The sequence below is a fragment of the Gordonia aichiensis NBRC 108223 genome (assembly GCF_000332975.1).
Lineage (GTDB): Bacteria > Actinomycetota > Actinomycetes > Mycobacteriales > Mycobacteriaceae > Gordonia > Gordonia aichiensis.
The window spans coordinates 1-23,042 of record NZ_BANR01000026.1; the positions used below are offsets into that span (position 1 = coordinate 1).

General features: G+C 66.0%; 11 protein-coding genes and 1 pseudogene. 7 read left to right on the top strand and 5 right to left on the bottom strand.

Annotated features, from left to right (window positions below):
* The 7 genes from GOACH_RS19190 to GOACH_RS19220 all read left to right on the top strand — a co-directional run.
* On the top strand, positions 1–1,279 hold a 1,279-nt coding region (locus tag GOACH_RS19190), incomplete at its 5' end, for an alpha/beta hydrolase-fold protein (RefSeq protein ID WP_005178421.1).
* Positions 1,280–1,480: 201 nt separating this feature from the next.
* Complete coding sequence (locus tag GOACH_RS19195) at positions 1,481–2,032, top strand: DUF732 domain-containing protein (RefSeq protein ID WP_005178424.1); 552 nt, start codon at positions 1,481–1,483, stop codon at positions 2,030–2,032.
* Positions 2,033–2,034: 2 nt separating this feature from the next.
* Positions 2,035–3,042, top strand: a complete 1,008-nt coding sequence (locus GOACH_RS19200) for a cutinase family protein (protein WP_005178427.1) — start codon at positions 2,035–2,037, stop codon at positions 3,040–3,042.
* A 230-nt stretch (positions 3,043–3,272) separates the two neighbouring features.
* A complete protein-coding gene (locus tag GOACH_RS19205) occupies positions 3,273–4,259 on the top strand; it encodes an LLM class F420-dependent oxidoreductase (RefSeq protein WP_040519184.1) in 987 nt (328 codons plus the stop codon).
* Positions 4,260–4,532: 273 nt separating this feature from the next.
* A complete protein-coding gene (fadD32, locus tag GOACH_RS19210; protein ID WP_005178429.1) occupies positions 4,533–6,452 on the top strand; it encodes a long-chain-fatty-acid--AMP ligase FadD32 in 1,920 nt (639 codons plus the stop codon).
* 175 nt (positions 6,453–6,627) lie between these two features.
* Positions 6,628–11,973 carry a polyketide synthase Pks13 gene (pks13, locus tag GOACH_RS19215; RefSeq protein WP_005178438.1) on the top strand — a complete coding sequence of 1,782 codons (5,346 nt, stop codon included), beginning with the start codon at positions 6,628–6,630 and terminating at the stop codon, positions 11,971–11,973.
* Positions 11,974–12,027: 54 nt separating this feature from the next.
* A complete protein-coding gene (locus GOACH_RS19220; protein ID WP_005178441.1) occupies positions 12,028–13,578 on the top strand; it encodes an acyl-CoA carboxylase subunit beta in 1,551 nt (516 codons plus the stop codon).
* A gap of 56 nt (positions 13,579–13,634) precedes the next feature.
* On the opposite strand, the gene GOACH_RS19225 is transcribed toward GOACH_RS19220, so the two are convergent.
* The 5 genes and pseudogenes from GOACH_RS19225 to GOACH_RS19245 form a co-directional block, all read right to left on the bottom strand.
* Complete coding sequence (locus tag GOACH_RS19225) at positions 13,635–14,861, bottom strand: EAL domain-containing protein (protein ID WP_005178443.1); 1,227 nt, start codon at positions 14,859–14,861, stop codon at positions 13,635–13,637.
* Between the two features lie 85 nt (positions 14,862–14,946).
* Complete coding sequence (locus tag GOACH_RS19230; RefSeq protein WP_174320852.1) at positions 14,947–15,387, bottom strand: hypothetical protein; 441 nt, start codon at positions 15,385–15,387, stop codon at positions 14,947–14,949.
* Positions 15,388–15,707: 320 nt separating this feature from the next.
* Positions 15,708–16,448 carry a VIT1/CCC1 transporter family protein gene (locus tag GOACH_RS19235; RefSeq protein ID WP_005178448.1) on the bottom strand — a complete coding sequence of 247 codons (741 nt, stop codon included), beginning with the start codon at positions 16,446–16,448 and terminating at the stop codon, positions 15,708–15,710.
* Between the two features lie 95 nt (positions 16,449–16,543).
* A complete protein-coding gene (locus GOACH_RS19240) occupies positions 16,544–19,936 on the bottom strand; it encodes an arabinosyltransferase domain-containing protein (RefSeq protein WP_245551964.1) in 3,393 nt (1,130 codons plus the stop codon).
* A pseudogene (locus tag GOACH_RS19245) lies at positions 19,926–23,008 on the bottom strand (arabinosyltransferase domain-containing protein). Before GOACH_RS19245 ends, GOACH_RS19240 begins: the two are co-directional and overlap by 11 nt.
* Between the last annotated feature and the right edge of the window lie 34 nt (positions 23,009–23,042).

Sequence of the window (23,042 nt, forward strand, 5' to 3'; positions counted from 1 at the left end):
TGCACCACCCGCGCCGCCCGCCGCGTCACCGGCCCCCGCAGCCGCGCCTGCTGCGCCGGCGCGGGTGACCAAGGTGTTCTGGTACACCGATCGTCGAGTCGCGTTGTGGGTGCACTCGCCCGCGATGAACACCGATATCCAGGTGCAGATCCTGCTCGCCCGCGACTGGTGGGCTCATCCGGACGCGAAGTTCCCGCAACTGACCATGCTCGACGGTCTGCGCGCGCAGGACGATCAGAGCGGATGGGTACTCAACACCAACGTCGTCGACTTCTACAAGGACAAGAACGTCAACGTCGTACTGCCGATCGGCGGTGAGTCGAGCTTCTACACCGACTGGAAGCAGCCCGACCGCGGCAAGACCTACAAGTGGGAGACCTTCCTCATCCACGAGCTGCCCCCGATCCTCGAAGGTGACTGGCGTTCGACGGACGTCCGCGGCATCGAGGGACTCTCGATGGGTGGCACCGGCGCGATGATGCTCGCCGCGCGCAATCCGGGCTTCTACAAGTTCGCGGCGTCGTTCTCGGGCATCTTGCAACTGACGTCGACCGGCATGCCGCAGGCAATCCAGTTCGCTCAGCGCGATGGTGGTGGCTACAACTCGATGAACATGTTCGGTCCGCCGAGCGACCCGGCCTGGAAGGAGCACGATCCCTTCCTGATCGCTGACAAGCTTCGCGGTACGAGCCTCTACATCTCGTCGGGCAACGGTCTCGTCGGACCGCACGACAAACCGTCGGACATCCCGCTGCTCGCCACGAACTACTCGGGAGTCGGGCTGGAGCTGCTCAGTCGTGTGACCTCACAACAGTTCGCGATCAAGCTCAACGAACTCGGCATCCCGGGCCAGGCGGTCTACCGGCCGTCGGGAACCCACACCTGGGCCTACTGGGAGTTCGAGATGGCGCAGGCGTGGCCACAGGCTGCGGCGGCGCTCGGGCTCGGCGGTGACAAGGTCGCGTGCCGTCCGTCGGCGGCATTCAAGAAGGTCGCCGATGCCAACAAGCTCGGTGGTTGCCTCACACCCGAGTACGCGGTGCCCGGTGGACGCGCGCAGGACTTCTCCAAGGGGCGCGTGATCACCGGTCCGAAGGGGCCGAAGGAGATCGCGGGAGCGATCGGCGGTGCGTACGCGTCGATCGGTGGCCCCGGCGGGAAACTGGGTCTGCCGACCAGCGACGAGCTGCCCACTAAGGACGGCAAGGAACGCTTCAACACCTTCGAGCACGGCAAGATCTCCTGGACCGCCAAGGGCGGGACGGTCATCGGCAAGTGATCGCGAGCAGCCGCACCCGGTACCGCGTGTGTTCGCGCGATGGGCACAGGCTCGGTATCGGGTGTGGCTGCGCTGAGATCTCGCTGAGGAATCACGGCATTTCTGCAGGTGACGCGCATTCGGTGGTCTGTGGCTGTCGGTGAGCGGGGTAGCCTGACACGGTGCCGACAACGCCGGTCGGGTTGTGATGAGGAAGTGATGATGAGGAAGTTCTTCGGGTTGGGTGTGGTTGTGGCAGGGCTCGCTCTGGCGGGTGGACTGACCGCCTGCTCGGACGATTCGACGGCCAGTGCTCCCATCACGAGTGACCCCGTCACGACGACATCGATGTACTCGTCTCCGTCGTCGTCGGCGGCGACGAAGTCGTCGGAGTCGACGAGCGCGTCGTCGTCGGAAGCAGGAGTGGCGGGCACCAAGGTGTCCGGGTCGACGAGCCTGCCCGCGACAGCACCGAGCAGCGGCACCAAGGTGCCAGACAACTTCCCCGGCCCCGGCGGTGAGCCGGTGAGCGACAAGGGCAAGAAGTATCTGCAGGCGCTCAAGGACCAGAACATCAGCTTCGCGGGTGACTCCGACAACTCTGTCGCCCTCAACAGTGCCGAGTACGTCTGCGCACAGCAGTCCAAGGGTGCCGATCCGACGACGGTGAAGGCGTTCGTCACCGCCATGATCGGGCCGAGTTCGAAGAATGCTGCAGAGGCGAACTCGAAGGCGGACAAGGTCATCAAAGCCGCACGTGACAATTACTGCTAGGCGTGGCAGCCAAGCGAGGCGCCACCGGTCGACGTAAGGGCCGTCGACTGGGCCGGATCGCCCTGTTCCTAGCCCTTCTCGCCGTGATCGCGATCGTGTTGATCGTGATCTTGGTGATCACCCTGCTCAAGCCGGGGCCGCCGAACATCCCCGGCGGGCAGGGGCCGTCGACGAGCGCTCCGCCCCCCGGGCGTCCGGAAGCGCAATCCGCCGACTGCCCCGACGTGCTGACGCTCGTCATCCCGGGTACCTGGGAATCGGCTGCCGACGACGACCCGATGAACCCGACGGCCAATAAGGCGTCGTTGATGCGACGGGTGTCGACAGCACTGCAGAACGAGTACCCGACCTCGCGTACCGAGGTCTACACGGTGCCCTACATCGCGCAGTTCCGTAATCCGACCAACCTCAACGACCGCCAGGCCGACTACAACGTGTCGCGGAAGCAGGGTTACGACCGTGCCGCGGCAAAGCTGCGTGCCACCAACGAGAAATGCCCGTTGACGCGCTACGTGATCATGGGCTTTTCGCAGGGTGCGGTGATCGGCGGCGATCTCGCGAGCAATATCGGCAATGGGCGGGGGCCGATCGACGCGTCGGATCAGGACCTGGTGCTCGGCGTCGGATTGATTGCCGACGGCCGTCGCGAGAAGGGTAAGCAGAACGACATCGGACCCGACCCCGATGGAGTCGGAGCCGAGGTCGCTCTCGGGGGCATGGGCAAACTGGTCCCGGGCATCACCATGACGGGCCCGCGCAGCGGCGGATTCGGTGAACTGCGCGATCGCGTCCAATCCATTTGCGCGCCAGGGGATCTCATCTGTGATTCGCCGACGGTCGCCAATCCGATCGGTGCGGTCGGTCAACTCGCGGGCGCCATCAACAATCCAGTTCACGCGATGTACGCCACCAAGCGGTACTGGCAGCTCGACGGGAGCAGCGCCACGCAGTGGATGTACGGCTGGGCGAACAAGGTCATCGCCGACGCCCCCCATCCCGCGCACAACTGACCCGGATCCGGCGTCACGGGCCGCGCGTCGACGGTGCGCCGCGCCGGCTACTACGTACAACGCCCCGCGCCGCTCCCGACTAGGTCGTCTGTCCCGTTCACGCGCGCCGTGGTCGTGTTTGGGCAGTGCCGTCGACCTGCATTACCGTGGGCGTTCGGGCACACCGCCCACCAGACCGACCGGTTGCATGACCGGTGACCGCAGTGATGCGTGAGGAGAAGCAGGCGACGATGAGTGACCCCGGGGAACTGCGCAAGTTCCGGTTCGGAGCCGGCGGCGAGGGCAACAAGGACGAGGGCGGGGCCCGCAAGTTCGTGAAGCTGGCGCAGACCGCGGAAGAGTACGGCTACGACACGTTCGCGGTACCCGATCACCTCGGCAACCAGGTCGGGCCGCTGGCCGCGCTCGGAGCACTCAGCCAGGCGACGAGCACCATCCGACTGGGGACCTCGGTGCTCGCGAACGGGTTCCGCCACCCGGCGATCCTGGCCAAGGAGGCCAACACGATCGACGTGCTCAGCAAGGGACGCCTTGAACTGGGCATCGGCGCGGGGTGGATGAAAGAAGAGTTCGACAAGGCGGGCATCGAGTTCGAGTCACCCGGAGTGCGCATCCGCAAGCTCGACGAATCGCTGACCGTCCTCGACAAGCTCATGCGCGGCGAAACCGTCGACTTCGACGGCGAGTTCTATCAGATCCACGGACTCGAGGGCAGCCCTCGACCTCGGCAGGGTCCTCGTCCGCCGATCGCGGTCGGCGGCGGCGGGCCGAAGATGCTGGCGTTGGCGGCCAAGCACGCCGACATCATCTCCGTCGCGCCCGGCACCACGCCGGACGGCAAGATGAAGCTCTCGGACATGACGATCGAGAAGACAGCGGCCCGCGTCGACCGCATCCGCGAGGTCGCGGGCGACCGATTCGCCGACATCGAGTTGAACTGGACCATCGCGGTCATCGTCATCACCGATGACCGTGAAGCGACGGCGGAGATGGCGCTCAAGGCGCTGGCGCAGGGCTATCCGCCCAACATCGCCCACGACACCGAGTTCACCGTCGACGACGTCCTCACGTCGCCCTACATCGCCATCGGTTCGTTCGAGGAGATCGCCGAGCAGATCCGGGAGGTGCGGCGTCGTACGACGATGTCGTACGTCGGGGTCTTTCCCACCCAGATGGATGCGTTCGCGCCTGTTCTCGCGCAATTGAAGGGGGAGTAAGATTGCCGACGGCCCATTTCGTCTTCGTCGAAATGGGCTGCTGTGAATTCGCCTGCCGTACGGCCCGGGATATGTCGGAATTCCGGCGCCGTGAAGGCGCGATTCACCACAAGCCAAGAATTCGGGCAGGTAGCCGAGTGTGCGCTACCGTGTCACGCGTTGTAGATGCGGACACGACGCCCAGAAGCGTGGTACCTGCGGGGGAGTGCCACGACACCGCGCCGACGAGGCGCACGGACGTGGTGTCCCGCGAGGGGGCCACAGGAGTAATGGATGCTGAACACAGAATTTGAGCAGTTTCTCGATGAGAGCGGCAACCTGCATTTCACCGAGGACGCGACGCTGGTCGACTATGTCGAGCAGAACGTGCGCGATCAGGCTGACACGCTGGCGTACCGCTTCATCGACTACAGCCGCGAGCGCGACGGTGAGGCACAGGACCTGACCTGGGCGCAGTTCGGCAAGCGTCTGCGCGCCGTCGCCGCACGTCTGCAGCAGGTCACCAAGCCCGGTGATCGCGTCGCCATCCTGGCCCCGCAGTCGCTCGAGTACGTCATCGGCTTCTTCTCAGCGCTCTACGCCAGCAACATCGCGGTACCCCTGTTCAGTCCGGATGAGCCTGGCCACACCGACCGCCTGACCGCAGTGCTCGCCGACTGTAAGCCGACGGCCATCCTCACCTCCACCAAGTCGGCCGAGGCCGTGCGCGACTTCTTCGCGGGTGTTCCCGCGAAGGAACGTCCCCGCGTGATCGCGGTCGACGCGGTGCCCGATTCTGTCGGTTCGAGCTGGGTCGCGCCCATCGCGGGCAAGGACCACAACCGCGACACGGTCGCCTACCTCCAGTACACGTCCGGCTCCACCCGTGTGCCCGCAGGCGTCGAGATCACCTACGAGGCCGTCGCCGCCAACTGCCTGCAGATCTATGACTGCATCGAGATCGACCGCAACGCCCGCGGCGTCACCTGGTTGCCGATGTTCCATGACATGGGACTGCTCACCGTGATCCTGCCGGCACTCGGCGGCCGCTACATCACGATCATGAGCCCGCAGGCATTCGTGCGCAGGCCGGGTCGCTGGATTAAAGAACTCGCCGCGGCCAGCGACGGTGCGGAAACGTATGCGGCAGCACCCAACTTCGCCTACGAGCACGCCGCAGCACGCGGGCTGCCCAAGGACGGCGAGAACCTCGACCTGTCGAACGTCATCGGACTGATCAACGGCTCCGAGCCGGTCACCGTCAGCTCCATGAAGAAGTTCAACGAGGCCTTCGGCCCCTACGGGCTGCCGAAGACGGCGATCAAGCCCTGCTACGGCATGGCCGAGGCCACGCTGTTCGTCTCCGCCACGCAGCGAAACAACGAGGCCAAGGTCATCTACGTCGACCGCGACGAGCTCAACGCCGGGCACATGAAGATCGTCGACCAGCACGCCCCCAATGCGGTTGCGCAGGTGTCGTGTGGTCAGGTCGCACTGAGTCAGTGGGCTGCGATCGTCGACGCCGCCGACTACGACGAGACCGGAGAGGCCGTCGAGAAGGCCGATGGCGAGGTCGGCGAGATCTGGCTACACGGGCTCAACATCGGTGCCGGGTACTGGAACAAGCCCGACGAGAGTGATGCGACGTTCCACAACACCATCTCCACGCCGCTGGCCGAGGGCAGCCACACCGAGGGCGCACCTGCGGACGCCCAGTGGATGCGCACCGGCGACTACGGGGTCTGGCTCGACGGCGAGCTCTACATCACCGGACGCGTCAAGGACCTGGTGATCGTCGACGGCCGCAATCACTACCCGCAGGACCTCGAGTTCAGCGCCCAGGAGGCCAGCCCCGCGCTACGTCCTGGCTTCATCGCCGCCTTCGCGGTCCCAGCCAATCAACTGCCCGGCGTCGTCTTCGAGAACGCCGCCAGCGGACTGAAGTTCGACGCCGACGACGCGTCGGAGCAACTCGTGATCGTCGCCGAGCGGGGACCGGGAAAGAAGACCGACCCGCAGGAGATCGCCGACACCGTTCGCGCCGCGCTTGCACAGCGCCACGGCGTGATGGCACGCGACGTCCTGCTGGTACCCGCGGGATCGATCCCCCGTACGAGCAGTGGCAAGATCGCGCGCCGCGCGACCAAGGCCGCCTACATCGACGGGCGACTGCGCGGCGGATACAAGCAGGACGCGTTCCCCGACTCGGTGTAGTGGCGTTCTCGCCGTGTGCGCACCCGTACGTCGTCATCGCGCGTCGTCGCTGCGTCACTCACATCCCCGCAGTGTGGTGCTCGCACCGTGTGCGCCACTGGTCGCGCTCGTCGCCGACCACTTCTGCCCGCAACCCGCGCAGCTCTTGCTGCGCCGCCAAGTAGTCTGGTGAGCGATGTCTGAACTGAACAACGAGCCGAACATCGAGCCTGCGGCCGAGGCGCAGAGCCCCGGTACTGATAGCCCCGGTACTGATAGTCCCGGTACCGATGCCCCCGATACCGACAGCGCCGACGGCGAGACCGCCGGTGGCTTGACCGTCTCGGAGCTGCGGGACTGGCTGCGCGAATGGGTCGCCACGTCGACGGGTATCTCCGCCGAGCAGATCTCCGATGATCGCCCGATGGAGGAGTTCGGTCTCTCGTCGCGCGACGCCGTGGCACTCGCTGCCGACATCGAGGACAAGACCGGCGTCGTGCTGACCGCAACGGTCGCCTACAACCACCCCACCATCGCGATGCTCGCCAAGCGCATCATCGAGGGCGATCCCGACGAGGGCCTTGACCTCGACGCCGAGACCTTCTGGATTCGCGAACGCGACGCGGCAGACGACATCGCGATCGTCGGCCTGTCGACGCGCTTTCCCAAGGCGGGGCACACCCCGGACTCCACCTGGGAGGCGCTGATCTCCGGGCGCGACGGCATCTCCGATCTGCCCGAAGACCGCTGGGCGGAGTTCAAGTCCGATCCGCGTCTGGCCAAGGTCATCGACGAATCCAACGTCAAGGGCGGTTACCTCGACGACGTCAAGAGCTTCGACGCCGACTTCTTCCAGATGAGTCCGCGCGAGGTCGAGATGGTCGACCCGCAGCAGCGTCTCGCGCTCGAACTGGCGTGGGAGGCACTCGAGGACGCGCACATCCCGGCCAGCGACCTCAAGGGCGCACCGGTCGGCGTCTTCATCGGCACGTCGACCAACGACTACCAGCTGCTCGCGGCAATGGGACTCGACGACGGGGCACACGACACCGCCGCCTACGCGCTCACCGGAACGTCGACGTCGATCGTCGCCAACCGCGTCTCGTACTTCTTCGACTTCCACGGCCCGTCGGTGGCGATGGACACCGCGTGTTCGTCGTCGTTGGTCGCCGTCCACCAGGCCGTACGCAGCCTGCGGTCGGGCGAATCCGACGTCGCGCTCGCCGGTGGCGTCAACATGATCATCACTCCCGCTGCGACACTCGGCTTCGACAGCATCGGCGCGCAGGCCAAGGACGGACACATCAAGGCGTTCTCCGCCGATGCCGACGGGATGATCCGCGCGGAGGGCGGCGGTCTGTTCGTGCTCAAGCGGATGGCCGACGCCCGGCGCGATGGCGACACCGTGCTCGCAGTGGTCGCGGGTTCGGCGGTCAACTCCGACGGTCGCTCCAACGGACTGCCCGCGCCCAATCCCGAGGCACAGGTGGAGGTGTTGCGCTCGGCGTACACCGACGCAGCGGTCGACCCGCGCAGCGTCGACTACATCGAGGCGCACGGCACCGGCACCGTACTCGGCGATCCGATCGAGGCCGACGCGCTCGGGCGTGTGGTCGGCCGCGGTCGCCAGGCCGACGCGCCCGCTCTGCTCGGCTCTGCCAAAACGAACTTCGGGCACATGGAATCCGCCGCGGGTGCCGGTGCACTCGCCAAGGTGGTGCTCGCGATGCGGCACGACAAGCTGCCCCCTTCGCTGAACTACTCCGGTCCCAACCCCTACATCCAGTTCGACGCCGGGCACCTGAAGATCGTGCAGGAGCCGTCCGACTGGCCGCGCTACTCCGGTCACGCCGTCGCGGGTGTCTCCGGTTTCGGTTTCGGCGGCACCAACGCCCACGTCGTTGTGCGTGAGGTGCTGCCGACCGATCTCGCACCCGTGGTCGAGTCCTCGGTGGCCGACTCTGCGTCGACCTCGTCGGCGGAGCCCGTCGTGGCCGCCGGTGATGACGAGGACTTCCTGACCGACGCCGAACGCGCGGTCCTCGCCGCGCAGGCGCCGAAGGATGAGGCCCCGGCAGAGGCCGTCGACGCCGATCCCGCCGACGGCTTCGCGCCCTGCGCGGTCGAGGGTTCGGTTGTGCCGCTGGTGCTTTCGGGATTCCTGCCGTCGCGGCGTCGTAAAGCCGCCGCCGACCTGCTCGAGTGGCTCGAATCCGATGAGGGACGCTCGACGCCGCTCGCCGACATCGGGCGCGCGCTGGCTCACCGCAACCACGGCCGATCACGGTCGGTGGTGATGGCCCGAACGCACGATGACGCGGTCAAGGGTGTGCGTGCCATCGCCGAGGGCAAAGCCACTCCGCTTGTCTACTCGGCTGATTCGCCGGATGCGGCGTCGGCGGTGTGGCTGCTCTCGGGCTTCGGTTCGCAGCATCGGAAGATGGCCAAGCAGCTCTACCTCGAGAACCCGATCTTCAAGAACTACGTCGACCGCGTCGACGAGTACGTCCAGAACGAACTCGGCTACTCGATAGCCGAGATCTTCGTCGACGACGAGCAGACCTACGGCATCGAGACCTCGCAGGTCGGTATCTACACCATCCAGGTGGCGCTGGCCGACCTGCTGCGTCATCACGGCGCGGAACCCGGTGTGCTGGTACCCCATTCGATGGGAGAGGCATCGGCGGCCTACATCAGCGGAGGGCTCTCGCTCGAGGACGCCACCCGTGTCATCTGTCAGCGCTCGCGGCTGATGGGCGAGGGCGAGGCCACGCTCACCGGTGACGACATCCGGTTGATGGCTCTCGTCGAGTACAGCGCCGACGACATCAACGACGTCCTGGTCGACTACCCCGATCTCGAGATCTGCGTGTACGCCGCGCCGACGCACACGGTCATCGGCGGTCCCGAACCGCAGGTCGATGCGATCGTCGCCCGCGCGGAGGCCGAGGGCAAGTTGGGCCGCAAGCTGCAGACCAAGGGTGCGAGCCACACGTCGCAGATGGACCCCCTGCTCGGTGAATTGTCATACGAGCTCACCGGAATCGAGCCGAAGCGACTCGAGACCGGCTTCTACAGCTCGGTCGACCGCGAGGCCTTCTACCGTGCGGGCCACGAGCCCGTGCACACCATCGACTACTTCCTCAAGGGGCTGCGCCACAGCGTGTGGTTCAGCCAGGCGATCGCGAAGTCGGTGGAGAACGGCCATCGCACGTTCGTGGAGCTCTCGCCCAACCCTGCCGTACTGATCTCCGTTGCGGCGGTAACGTTCTCGGCCGGTCTGCACGACGCCGAACTGATCGAGACGTTGCGACGCAAGGAGGACGAGAGCTTCGGCGTGGTCAACGCGCTCATGAAGCTGTATGTCCACGGGCATTCCGTCGACGTCGGATCGCTGTTCGGCGCAGGCGATTACGCAGACATCCCGCGCACCCGCTTCGAGCGAAAGCCCTTCTGGCTCTCCGCACAGATCTCCGGTGGCGGTTCGTCTGGCAGGATTCCCGGCTCGCATGTTGCACTGCCCGACGGTCGGCACGCCTGGGAGGTCACTGCTGCGGCGGTGGCCGACCCGCGTGAACTGGTCCGTGCCGCGGCGGCAGAGGTCTTCGATGACGCGCGTGTCGGTGCTGCGGCGTCGCACGGAGAGTTCCCGGCGACGGGTACGGTGACGACCACCCTCAGCCCACATCCGGGCGGCGCGTCGGTGACGATCCACGGCAAGCGGGACAAGAGCTTCCATCTTCTGTTCGAGGCAGTCGTCACGGGCACCGCCGACTCAGCCGATGCCACCGCGATTGTCGCCGACGGCACGGCGGATCGTGCTGACGGCACCATCGATCCCACCAAGGTCGGCTATACCGACACCTCACTCACTGTCGACGACGAGGTCGTCGACGACATCGGCAACAAGTGGGATCCGGAATCGGGTGAGTCCGTGGGCGACCGGCTCGCGATCATCGTCGGTGAATCGATGGGATACGACCCCGAGGATCTCCCGCGTGAGATCCCGCTCATCGAACTCGGCCTCGACTCACTCATGGCGGTACGCATCAAGAACCGTGTCGAGTACGAGTTCGACATCCCGCAGCTGCAGCTGCAGGCGATGCGCCAGGCGAATCTCGCCGATGTCGAGAAGTTCGTCGCCTTCGCCGTCACGCACCGCGACCAGCTCGACGATCTCGCGGGCAAGGCTGCCGGCGAGGGTGAACTCGACACCGCTGCGCTGAACTCCTACATCGACGAGCAACTCGCGAAGGACGCCGAAGCACCCGCCGGTGGCGCAGCGGCGTCCGACGCGGCGCCGGGCGCGGTCACTGTCGTCGATGCAGCTCAGCCGAAGAACGACGACGCTGACCAACCGAGCAACGACCAGCCGAAGAGCACACCGCAGGCCGCCGACCTCACGAGCCAGCAGTCGGTGGCAGAGGCCGCAGGCTCCGATGTGCCGCCGCGAGATGCCGCCGAGCGGTTGACGTTCGGCGTCTACGCGGTCATCACGGGTAAGTCGGCGGGCGGCATCTTCAACAAGCTCCCCGTCCTCGAAGAGGATGTCGCGCAGAGGCTCACCGACAAGCTCAACGAGCGTACCGGCGGCGACATCGACGTCGAGGACATCCTCGATTCCGAGACGATCGAGGAGATGTCGGACTACGTCCGCAACTTCCTCGACGCCGCGGCCGACACCGACGGCTTCATCCGGTACCTGCGCCTGGTGCCGGACGGCAAGAAGAGCTACGACCCGAGTGCAGGAGACCCGGTGCCCGCGTTGCTCTTCCACCCCGCGGGAGGCAACACGTCGGCGTACGAGGCGTTACTCAAGCGACTCCCCGCCGACCAGCCGGTCATCGGATTCGACCGTGTCGAGGGCACTATCGAGGAGCGCGTTGCGCAGTACCTGCCGCGGCTGCGCGAGATCCAACCGCACGGCCCCTACGTCCTGATCGGGTGGTCGCTCGGCGGTGCGCTCGCGTACGGCTGCGCCAAGGTACTGCGTGACGAGGGCGAGGACGTCGCATTCGTCGGACTGATCGACGTGGTGCGTCCGCGTCACGACGTGCCGGACACGCCGGAGAACAAGCGTGCGCGGCTCGAGCGCTGGAAAGACTTCGCGATCCGCAACTACGACCTCGACCCCGACGTCCCGATCCCGATGGATCGCCTCGTCGACGCCGACGACGAGGGACAGTTCGCGATCATCATGGAGATGGTGTCGATGTCGGGCACCAAGATCCCTGGCGGAATCATTGAGCACCAGCGCACGTCGTTCGTCGACAACAGAGCACTGTCCAACATCCAGCCATTGCCCTATGACGGCAAGGTGATCCTCTATCGCGCCGACAAGATGCACGACGGCGCAATCGAACTCGAGCCGCAGTGGGCCGAGATCGATGAGGACGGTCGCTGGGGTGAGGTGGTCGACGACCTGGAGATCATCCACATCGGGGGCGATCACCTCTCGATCGTCGACGAGCCGTACATCGCGAGGATCGGTGCCGATCTGAGCGCACGACTGGCGACCATCGAGGCGAAGGCGACCAACTAGCTTCAGCCGAGAACAGCAACGCGCGCAGCACCAACACCGAGGAAGAAGAATCACGTGACCGACACCACCGCAGCCAAACTCGCCGATCTCCGCGTCCGGTTGGAGCAGGCACGCGAGCCGGGTGGTGAGAAGGCGATCGAGAAGCGTGAGCGCAAGGGGATCTGCTCTCCGCGTGAGCGTCTCGACATGCTGTTCGATCCGGGTACCTTCGTCGAGATCGGTGCGCTCGCGAAGATGCCCGGTGCTGCACACACCGGGTACGGCGACGGAGTCGTGACGGGTCACGGCTTGGTGCACGGACGTCCGGTTGCGGCCTTCAGCCACGACCAGACCGTCTTCGGCGGCACGGTGGGAGAGATGTTCGGCCGCAAGGTGTCTGCACTCATGGAGTGGGCGGGCAAGATCGGCTGTCCGATGGTCGGCATCAACGACTCGGCCGGAGCACGCATCCAGGATGCGGTGACCTCACTCGCCTGGTACGCCGAGATGGGTCGACGCAACGATCTGCTGTCGGGCCTGTCGCCGCAGATCTCGGTGATCCTCGGCAAGTGCGCGGGCGGTGCGGTCTACACGCCTGCGAACACCGACATCCTCGTCGCGGTCGAGGACAAGTCGTACATGTTCGTTACCGGACCGGATGTCATCAAGCAGACGACGGGCGAGGAGATCTCGGCAGAGGACCTCGGTAGCGCGCACAATCAGGCGCGTTGGGGCAACATCCACCATGTCGCGCCGGACGAGAAGCAGGCGTTCGAATGGGTGCGGGAGTATCTGCAGTACATGCCGTCGACCTGCTTCGAACAGCCGCCGGTGATCAACCCCGGTCTCGAGCCGGAGATCACCGAGTCCGACCTTGCGCTCAACGATTTCATGCCCGACAGCGACAACGCGGGCTATGACATGCGCGACATCATCGTGAAGCTGTTCGACGACGGTGCTTTTCACGAGGTCGGTGAACTGTTCGCCCCCAACATCCTCACCGGCTACGCGCGCGTCGACGGCCACAGCGTGGGCGTCGTCGCCAATCAGCCAAGTGTGATGGCCGGGACTCTCGACACCGATTCCTCGGAGAAGGCAACGCGTTTCGTGCGGATCTGCAATGCGTTCCGTATCCCGTTGGTGTTCCTCGTCGACACTCCCGGAATCCTCCCGGGACTCGTGGAGGAGCAGAAGGGCACGATCCGCCGGTCGGGCAAGTTCTTGTTCGCCTATGTCGAGGCCGACGTCCCGAAGGTGACTGTCGTACTGCGGAAGGCGTATGGCGGTGCGTATGCGGTGATGGGCTCCAAGCAGCTAGGCGCCGACCTCAACTTCGCCTGGCCAACGGCGAAGATCGCTGTGATGGGTGCCGAGTCGGCCGCTGCGGTGCTGACGCGCAAGCAGACCGAGGGCATGTCGGCTCACGACGCCGATAAGGTGCGGCGCGACTTCATCGACTTCTACAACACCATGATGGCCACGCCGTACCTGGCCGCAGAACGCGGCTACATCGACGCCGTCATCGAGCCTGCGGAAACCCGCCTTCAGCTCCGAAAGGCGTTGGCGCAGTTGCGGGACAAGCAGACGATGCGCACCCCGCGCAAGCATCTGCTGATGCCTATCTGATCGCCGCAGCGCCCGGAGCGGCGGTGCATCGGTTCAGCGTCAGGTGAGGTTCAGCGTCAGGTGAATCGTGACAGGATCACGCGAACCGCCTGAGTCACGATCGTCCGGTCGTAGCTTTGGACGAACATGAACTCACGACGTCCGCCGGGCTGTTGCCTGTGCATCTCGCGTGCGGAAAGCAGTGCGGCAAAGTGTATTCCGAGTACGGCGACGTTCCACTCGATGGCGAGTTCGTCGTCGGAACTCAGCGGCGCGTAGTGGATGTTGCCCTCGATCATGGGGCGGATGCCCTCGCCGTACACGCCGACGAGTCCCACCTTCTCCGAGAGAGCGCGCCACCGTTGCGATGTCGACGGTGCGAAATGTGTCTGGTCCTGGAAGGTTCCGAGAACCACGGCGACACTCGCCTGGGTTGCGGTCCGTTCGAGATCTTTGCTCATCTCGAGTAGTAGTCGCTCGTCGGCGGCTCGGGGGACCGCCGTCCTCGAGGCGATGGCAAAGGGGGTCTTCTCGTCGCTCGCGGGAATGGTTCGCGCAGGCAGGTCCGGAAGCGCTGAGGTCGCGCCGAGTACCCGGTCGGCGGCGGCGGAGACAGGCGCATGCAGAGTGCCCATTCCGTAGCGAGCACCCAGTGTCAGTGCGTTACGCCGGTCGGCCTCGGTGTCGACCCCTGTCGCGATCACGATCGCGCCGGTGCGTTCGGTGTGCGCGGCGAGTGTGTGCGCGAGGCGCGCGGTGTCCGGCGACGGCACCGGTGAGGACAGGACGTCGGAGTGGAGCAGCACGATGTCGGGTTCGATGAGGGTCAACAGGGTTGCGGTTCGACGATCCGCTGTGACGCCCTCGATCGCGATGAGCCTTCCGTCGCGCCGTGCACGAGCCACCTGGGCGAGGCGTGCCTGCGGACGCCGCAAGATGCTGCGCGGTTCGATCAGCAGTACCAGCGTCTGGCCCGCAGCCGGCCTGCGCTTCGGATCGTCGAGGTCGATGTCGACTGCGACGAAGAGTGGTATCTGTGCGGCGATGCTTGTGGCGGCAGGTGTATCGGCGAAGGTGAACTTGCGTGCGTCGAGAGCGGCGCGCTGCTCCATGAGGGTCGCGGTGCGACGAAGGGCTCGCGGAGTGTCGAAATTGGTGCCCTCGGGCCCGCGCAGTTCGAGACTCACCCCGACCAGGCTTTCGTCCGACAGATCGATGATCGAACCGAATTGGGGACTCAACTCCAAACCCTCGAAGATCGACGCTGCGTCGCCGCCCCTGGTACTGGTCAGACCCTGGCTCATCCCTCACGCTCTCTGCCGGAGCGGCTACGCTGCTCCGGCACTTACGGTGTGGTCGTGTCGCGCTGATTGCTGCGACTGAACCGCATCATTCGCTGTCGTGAAGTGCCGATGCGACGAGCACTCCGAGCGTGAGAGTAGCAAAAACTGCGACGCTGGTAGCGGTGAGTACTGAGGAATCGAAGAGACCGTCGATGGTGATGCCCAGCCACAGGCAGCCGATCGGGATCAGAGCAGCGATCAGCAGTGTGCTGTGCTCTTCGTGGTTGTCGGCGCTGGGCACGGTCTCCTGCGAGGGAACGGGCGCAGGTGCGGGATCGCGATCCTGGTCGGGTGTGGACTGCTGAACGGCGTCGGAGACAGCGGTCTCGACGCTGAGCACGGGGAAATCGGCGGTGTCGGCACGTTCGGTGTCCCAGGTGGAATCGAGGTGCTCGCCTGTGCCCGGCGGTCGTGGTGACTGTCGACTGGGATCGCTGTGATCGTGCGGGAAGACGTCGTGTGCGGCATTGTCCAGAATGCTCATCATCGCTCCAATCTGACGAGGCGGACTCTCTCGGTGTGAGGCGGTCCCCTGCGGAAGCGGGTCAGCAGAAATCGGTTCGCTGGACGGTACAAGCCTTTTCTGTTGCGGATTGTTTCGATATTTCCCTCTGCAATCCACGGTAGGGCACGTGATTAGTTGAGGCTGGCGAACCAAGGCGTTGTTAATGGAAACGTGACCCGATCGGAATCAGATCTCGGGCGAGTTCTGACGGCGCTCATGTCCGTTAGGTGAGGCTGAACTGGCTGGTGAATGACGGGATACGGATCACTCTCAAGCGGTCCGCAGGTGGTGGTCGGCAACCGTCAAGTAACGGTATGGCCTACCAGGTGTCCGATGCCGAAGGTTACCGCCATCGCAATTGCGCCTCCGATCACCACACGAATCATCGGTCGGAGCGGTTTCGATCCGCCGAGAATTGCGCCGACGGCTCCGGTTATCGCCAGCGCGATCAGGACGACGATGAATGTCACCGGAATGCGGATCGACGCCGGCGGGGCGAGGATTGCGATGAGCGGTAGCGCGGCTCCACTCGTGAACGACACCGCCGAGGAGATCGCCGCCTGCCACGGGTTGGTGAGCTCGTGCGGATCGATACCGAGTTCGGCGTCGACATGCGCGTCGAAGGCGTCGTGTGCGGTCAACTCGCGCGCGACCTGGCAGGCGGTCGCGTGGGTGAGCCCCTTTGCCTCGTAGAGGCCGACGAGCTCCTCGAACTCGGCTTCGGGCTGTTCGGCCAGTTCCCGAGCCTCCTTTTCGAGAAGCGAGCGCTCGGTGTCGCGCTGGGTGCTGACCGAGACGTACTCGCCGAGAGCCATCGACACCGCTCCTGCGGCCAGGCCTGCGATACCCGCGGTGAAGATCGGCGCACGGTCGGTGGTCGCAGCCGCAACACCGACGACGATGCCCGCCGTCGAGACGATGCCGTCGTTCGCCCCGAGCACGCCTGCGCGCAACCAGTTCAGTCGATTCGCCAGCGAACCGGCGTGCGGCTCATCACGGTGCCCGTGCGCATGCTCCTCGTGCGGAGAATCGTCGACGCTCATGACCATCAATCATGCGCGCCGGCACCGTTGCCGCAAGCAAGGTGATGATGCCCTCAGCCGTGCGTCCAACGACCGGAGAGTCGTCGGAAGTGCTCTCAGTACCCGCTCGACCGAATCGGGCCCGGGTCCCACAGCCCCGAGCGCCGTGCGGTGCCGAGATCGAGCCGTGCTGCCGGCGCCGGGGCCACTTCGGTGAACCGCTGCAGTCCACCCCAATCGCGGCCCCAGTTGTTGCGGAGGTAGGTGGGCAGCAGCGTGGGTATGAGCATGGCTTCGGTGATGCCGAGCGGTCCGCCCGCGGTCCCCGACATCCAGGTCTGGCTGTTCTTCTGAGTGGCCTCGGCGTCGGGCATGATGCGCCAGCGCGGTACCTGCATCACACCGTTGCGGACCTTCATCGGTTGCTGGCAGGGGAAGACCAGACCCGACACCCAGTCGATGAACACCGGATCGGTGGTTCCGACGACGTCGTTGAGCGTCCGCAGGGCGGGTATCCGTGGCGGGGTCACGGCAACCCATTCCGACGGCGCTCCGGACGTGTCCTGCACGACGATGCGTGCCAGCGTCGCCTGTGCGGGTGCGTTGGCGAGCGGGAACCGGAGATTGCGCCAGGTCGGGGCGGTACCGACATCGAGCGGCGACATCGCGCCGAGGCGCTGCACCGTGCCGCCCGCGCCGAGGCGACCGAACTCGACCGTCACGTCCTGCCCGGCGGTGCGCAAACCATCACCGTCGACGGCCTCCACAGACCCTGCGACGGCAATCGTGAGTAGCGGTTTGTCGGCGCTTCTCGCCGGCATCTGGTACCAGTCGGTCGTCACCGTACCGGTGCCCGACGGTGCGCCGTACGAGCCGAGTACCGGTGTGCTCGCCGGGTCGAGGCCGAAGGGCAGACGCACGGTCGAGCCGTTGACGCCGCGTACCCCCTGACCTCCCTCTGTGCCGCCCTGCGACGCATCGGTCGTCTGGTTGCGATCATCAGAACCCGCGCCTGTCGGTGCAGAACTCGTCGGGGCAGAACTCACCGCGCCCGACGAACCCGACGTCGAGTCGGAGTCCTCGGTGGCGTCGACCGACAGCTTGTTCGCCACGCCGTTCGGGGTGAATGCGGGTTGATTCGGCCCGCTCGCTGCGCTCCCGGCGCCGGCAAGAGCGTTGGAGATACTCGGCGCCGGACGGCCATCGACGGACGCAGGGGTCAGCATGCCTGCGTTGGCGTCGGCCTCGACGAGGACGTCGTTGGCCAGTCCGCATTCGTTGCCGGCAAGGGCGCGCGCGTTGGAGTTCAGCCACGACCACGAATCACGCTGCACATAAGCGGCTTTCGCGAATGATGCCACCATGAACAGCACCATCAGCACCGAGATGACCGGCAGCGGCGAGAACTTCAGCCTGCTGTACCAGTGGTCGGAGTGCCCGGTACGCGTCTGCTCGTCCGTGTAGTCGTCGCGCAGATGGAACCACAGGCCTGCTGCAGCCGTCAGCACGGCGGCGATGAGGAACAGCCACCACAGGTCAACGCCGCCGATCGACGGCGGCCGATCCCACCACGGAATGCCGTAGCTGCCGACGAACCACCACCCGTTGGTGCCTGCGAACGAGATCCCGGTCACGGCGAGCACAGCTGCTGCGAAGAACGCGCGGTTGCGGCGCGAACGCAGGATCGCAGGCGCCATCATCGCGCCCGCGGCTGCGGCGAGACCACCTGCGATACCCGCGTACACACCGAAGTGATGTGTCCACTTCGTCGGCGTGAACGCGATGAAGAACATCGTGCCGAGCGTGACCGCGATCAGGCGCCAGATCGGTGCCCGCGCAACCCCGTTGGGGTGGCTCTTGCGCAGCAGCCGCAGGAGCACCACTACGAGGCAGAGGATCATGATCAGCACCCCATAGCGGCGCGCGAGCGTCCCGTCTGCGGTGGGCAGGATCAGGTAGTAGTAGCGGATCGGCTCCTGCCACCACTCCAGCGTAGGGCCGACATCGGTGGCCACCTTGTTGCCTGCGATGAGCGGGGCAAGCGGTTGGTCGGCGAAGATCTCGAAGAGCACCAGGGTCCCTGCCGCGACAATCGGTGCGAGTATCGGGACCAATCCGTCGCGCCGACGTCGGGTCACGATCGTGCGCACGATCGGCCGCACCCCCGCGAGTAGCGCGGCAACAGCCATGAGACCGCCCGGCGCGAGCGCGAGGGTGAATGCGGCGACGGCCACTGCGACCGCGTACGGCAGCAGCCTCCGTGTGGCGATGGCGCGTTCGACGCAGCACCAGGTCAGCAGTGCGCCAACCGCTTCGGCGGGTTCGGGGCGCAGACCGTTGTTGTAGGGGAGCCAGAGTGCGAGAAAGACGAACGCTGCCGACCACACCGCAGGCGTGCTGTTGCGCACCGCCCGGCCGAGGCGCGGGATCACCTCGCGCGAGATCAACCACCAGCCGAGAAGGCCCAGAAGGAACGCGGGCAGGCGCATCCACGGCGTGGCGAGACTGACGTGCGTCATCGCCGCGATCACCTGGAAGTGCCACCCGAAGGGATCCTGCGGCACGCCGAAGTAGCGGAAGTAGTTGTCGGCGTAGCCCGCTTCGCCGGTGATGCGTCCGACGATGAAGTTGTAGCCGTCATCGGAGGTGTTCGCCCCCGCCAGCCACCAGAACACGAGGATGGCGAAAACTGCGAGGTCGGGGCCGCGAATGGTGAACCAGCCCGAGGGCAGGAATCGGCGGTGGCCGCGGCCATCTCGGGAGTCGAGTACGCCGAGCGCCACAAGGGACAGCAGCGTCATCACGATGCCTGCCACGATGGCGGCGAGCTTCAGCGGCGTCGGCGAACTCACGTATCGGGTGTCGATCGTGGCGTGCATCGATAGGCCCTCGCGCGACGCGGTCTCGGGCAGGTCGGTGTATACCCCGACGATCTGCGGACGCATCTCGTGGTCGGGGGTCGAGTAGGTCAGCAGGCTTCCGGCGCCGGGCGCCACACCGTCGATGCGCGCGTTCACGCCGCCCTCGTCGGCATGGAACACGACCGCGCACGACGAATTGTCCTGCGCACCGGCGCGTTCCGTCGAGAGGATCACGACGTCGCGGTCGGTCACGGTGATCGTCGACGCGTCGGCACGGACGAACAGGCCCCGTGCGCTGGCATCCTGCCCGCCCGCGGGCGTCGTCGACATCAGGACTCCGCCGGAAGCGGGTAGATCTCGGGCGAGGGTGCACGGAACGCGGAGATCCATGTCGACGGGAACGAAGGAGACCAGAGGTGCGGCGACATTGCCGACGCCCTCGCCCTGTGGCCACGTCAGAGCTGCGGTCGACTGCGTGACCGGGAGCAGTGGAGTGGCCACTGCGAGAAGGAAACCGAGAATGCCGGCGACAGCGGCGACGATCTGGGCTGGGCGGTGGCTGCGCGTGCGACGGGCCACTAAAGCGTCTCGGTTCGCGGGGTCACCGGGCGCGGAGGGCGTCTGGGGAGTCGTCGGATCAGTTGTCATCGGATTGTGGCTCCACCCTGATCGAACCATCGTGCGACCAGCCCCAGCGGGTGGTCTGTGCGGTCTGGACATGCGCCGGCGGAGCGTCAGGAGCAAGTGGTGAAAGGCGTTCCAGCGCACCCCATTCCCGCGTCCAGTCGTCCTTGAGGTAGGCCGGTACGGCCTGTGCCGAGGTCGTCGTCTCCGAGATGCCGAGCAAGCCGCCGTCGACTCCCGCCTGCCAGGTCTTCGATTGTGAGTTGGCGAACGGGTAGTCGGGGAGGATGCGCCAGCGCGGGATCTCTGCCACCCCGTTGGTCACCCGCATCGGCTGCTGGCAGGGGAAGTGCGCTGCGACCATGAAGTCGATCAGCGTGGGGGTCTGCGATCCGACGACCTGCTGCAGTGTCTGCAGTCGAGGAGCGCGCGGCGGGGTGATGCCGATGAACTGGTACTGCCCGAGGTTGTTGTCCAGGAGCGACATCCGCATCGCCGATGCGCCCGGCGGCGCCGCACTCATGGGTACACGCAGGTTGCGCCACGGGCGGTTGGAGATGACCGGTCCGGGATCGATCGGCAGAACGTCGGGACCGATCTGACTGAACGACCCGTCGGGTCCCCTGGTGCCGAACTGGATGACGAGCTTCTGCCCGAAGTTGGTCACCCCGAAGGTGTCGACGGTGGAGATGGCGCCTGCGGCGGAGACGACGAGCAGCGGGGTCGCACTACGATCGGTTGGCAGGTCGTACCAGCCGGTCATCAGGCGGGCCTCGCCTGCGTCGCGGACTCTCCGTCGGCGGATCGGAGCATCCCGGTATTGGGGTCGGACTCGACGAGTACGTCGTCTGCCATACCGCAGGTGTTGCCGCGTAGCGTGTTCACGTTCTCGGCGAACACGGTGGTCGCCGGGTAGCGCGTCGCGACGGCCTTGGCGAAGACGAGCAACTCGGCGATCACCATGAGACCCGCGACGAGCGCGATGGGCGACGATGCGAGAAAGAGGCGTCGACGATCGGCGCGTGACTCGCCTGCGCCCGTCGTGTGTGAAAGGCCTTTGTTCGCAACGTAGTCGAGGCGTAGATGCTGCCACACCGCGATGGCGGCGGTGAGCACGGCGAGAATCAGGAACAGCGTCGAGACCGGCCTGCCCGCGATGATCGGTGCCCGGTCGAACCATGAGATGCCGTATTCGTAGGCAAAGGGCCACGCGTTGTAGCCTGCCATCGCGGCGGCCAGTGCGAAGAACAGTCCGGAGACGAAGACCGTGAGATTGCGTGCCGACCGTGCGGCCGATTGCGCCACGGCGAGCGTTGCGATCGCCGCGATGGCGGCCGCGAGTCCTGCGAACACGCCGAACTGGATCGTCCACTTGGTCGGGATGAACGCGAACAGGACGAGGGTCACGCCGATGGCGCCGATCAGTCGCCATGTCGGGCCGGCGTGGACGCCGGCGATTCGCCCGCGCCGCAACATCACCGCGACGGCGACGACCATTCCTGCCAGCAACAGCAGCACCGGGACTCTGCGGGTGAGGGCTCCGTCGTCGGTGACGACGGAGATGAAGTAGTAGCGCAGATACTCCTGGTACCAACCGATCACGGGGCCGACGACGAAGCGCACGCGAATCGCCTCGACGACGGTCGCGATGGTCTGATCGCGGAACACCACCACCAGAACCAGAAGTGCTGCGGCGAGCGTCGGTGCGAGTAGTGGCAGCAGTCCGTCGGAGCGTCTGCGCACGAGCAGGACGTGCAGCAGGGCGCGGGAGGAGGCGATGAGTATCGCGACACCGATGATTCCCTGTGGCGCAAGGGCGAGCGTGAACGTCGCGAGTGCTGCCGCGATCGCTGCGGGAAAGAGTCGCCGGGTGGCGAGTGTGTGTTCGGCAGCCCACCAGGTGAGCAGCGACCCCAGCACGATGATGCCCTCCGGACGCAGGCCGGAGCAGAACGGTAGCCAGAACGCGGTGAACACAAGTGCTGCCGACCACTGTGCCCATCCGCTGCGCCGAACGGCGGAGCCCAGCCGCGGCAACAGGATTCGGCTCAGCACGAACCACGATGCCAGTCCTGCAAGCAGGGCGGGAATGTGCATCCAGAGGATCGACGGCGAGATCGACGACCAGTGGGCGAGGAGCGAGTAGTACCAGTCGAATGGTGCCTCAGGGATTCCGTACCAGCGGTAGTAGTTGGCGAGGTAACCGAACGACGATGCGGTGCGGCCCATGTTGAGGATGTACCCGTCGTCGGGACTACCCGCGCCGAGGAACAGCCAGATCACCAGCACCGCGGTGACCGCCAGGTCTGTGGCGCGGGGGCGCAGGATGCGCAGCCACCCGGTGCGTCGTCGTCGGTGTCGCACGTCGCCGATGCGATCGAGAAGCAGCAGTGCGACGAGCGAGACGATCACCGCGATGACCGCCACGACCATGACGACGGTCTTGAGTGTCGTCGGCGAACTCTCATAACGGTTGTCGATGCGGACATCGACGCGCATCCCGGCTTCGGCCGCGGCACGTGCCTGCTCGGGCGTGAGGTCGCTGAACACGCCGTCGATCTGTGGCCGTTTGTCGGGGTCGAGCGTGGTGGCCGCGCCCAGGCCGACGAACTGTGCGCCCGGCCCATCCGGCGACGACCAGACATGCAGCGTCGAGCAGCGTTCGAGATCCGACCGCGCAGCCGAGGCCGCGACGGTGTTGCGGAAGGTCGCGGTCACGGTGTCGCCCGCGGTGACGTAGAGGGCCGACGCCTTGGAATCCTGGGCGGAGACCGGCATTGATGCCAACAGGAGCGTCGAACGTCCGGCCGGCACTGCGGCGAGCACGGAGCAGGGTATCCGGACGTCGAGTGATTGCGGGGTTTGCGCGATCAGCGGAGCGGTCACCGACGACGTCGTCGACGCGAGTTGCTGGTCCTGCGGCCAGGAGAACGATGCGTCGGTGATCTGCACGGGCAGGAACCCGATCAGGATGCACAGCAGTGCGCCGAGCACGCCCGAGATGGCGGCGGTCAGTTGGAGTGTGCGACGCGAGATCGCCGGATCGTCGGCCGGTCTCTGAGCATCGGACTCGGCTGGCGGGGCTGTCGCAGGCACGATCACTGATGTTAGGCGATCGCACATCACCGAC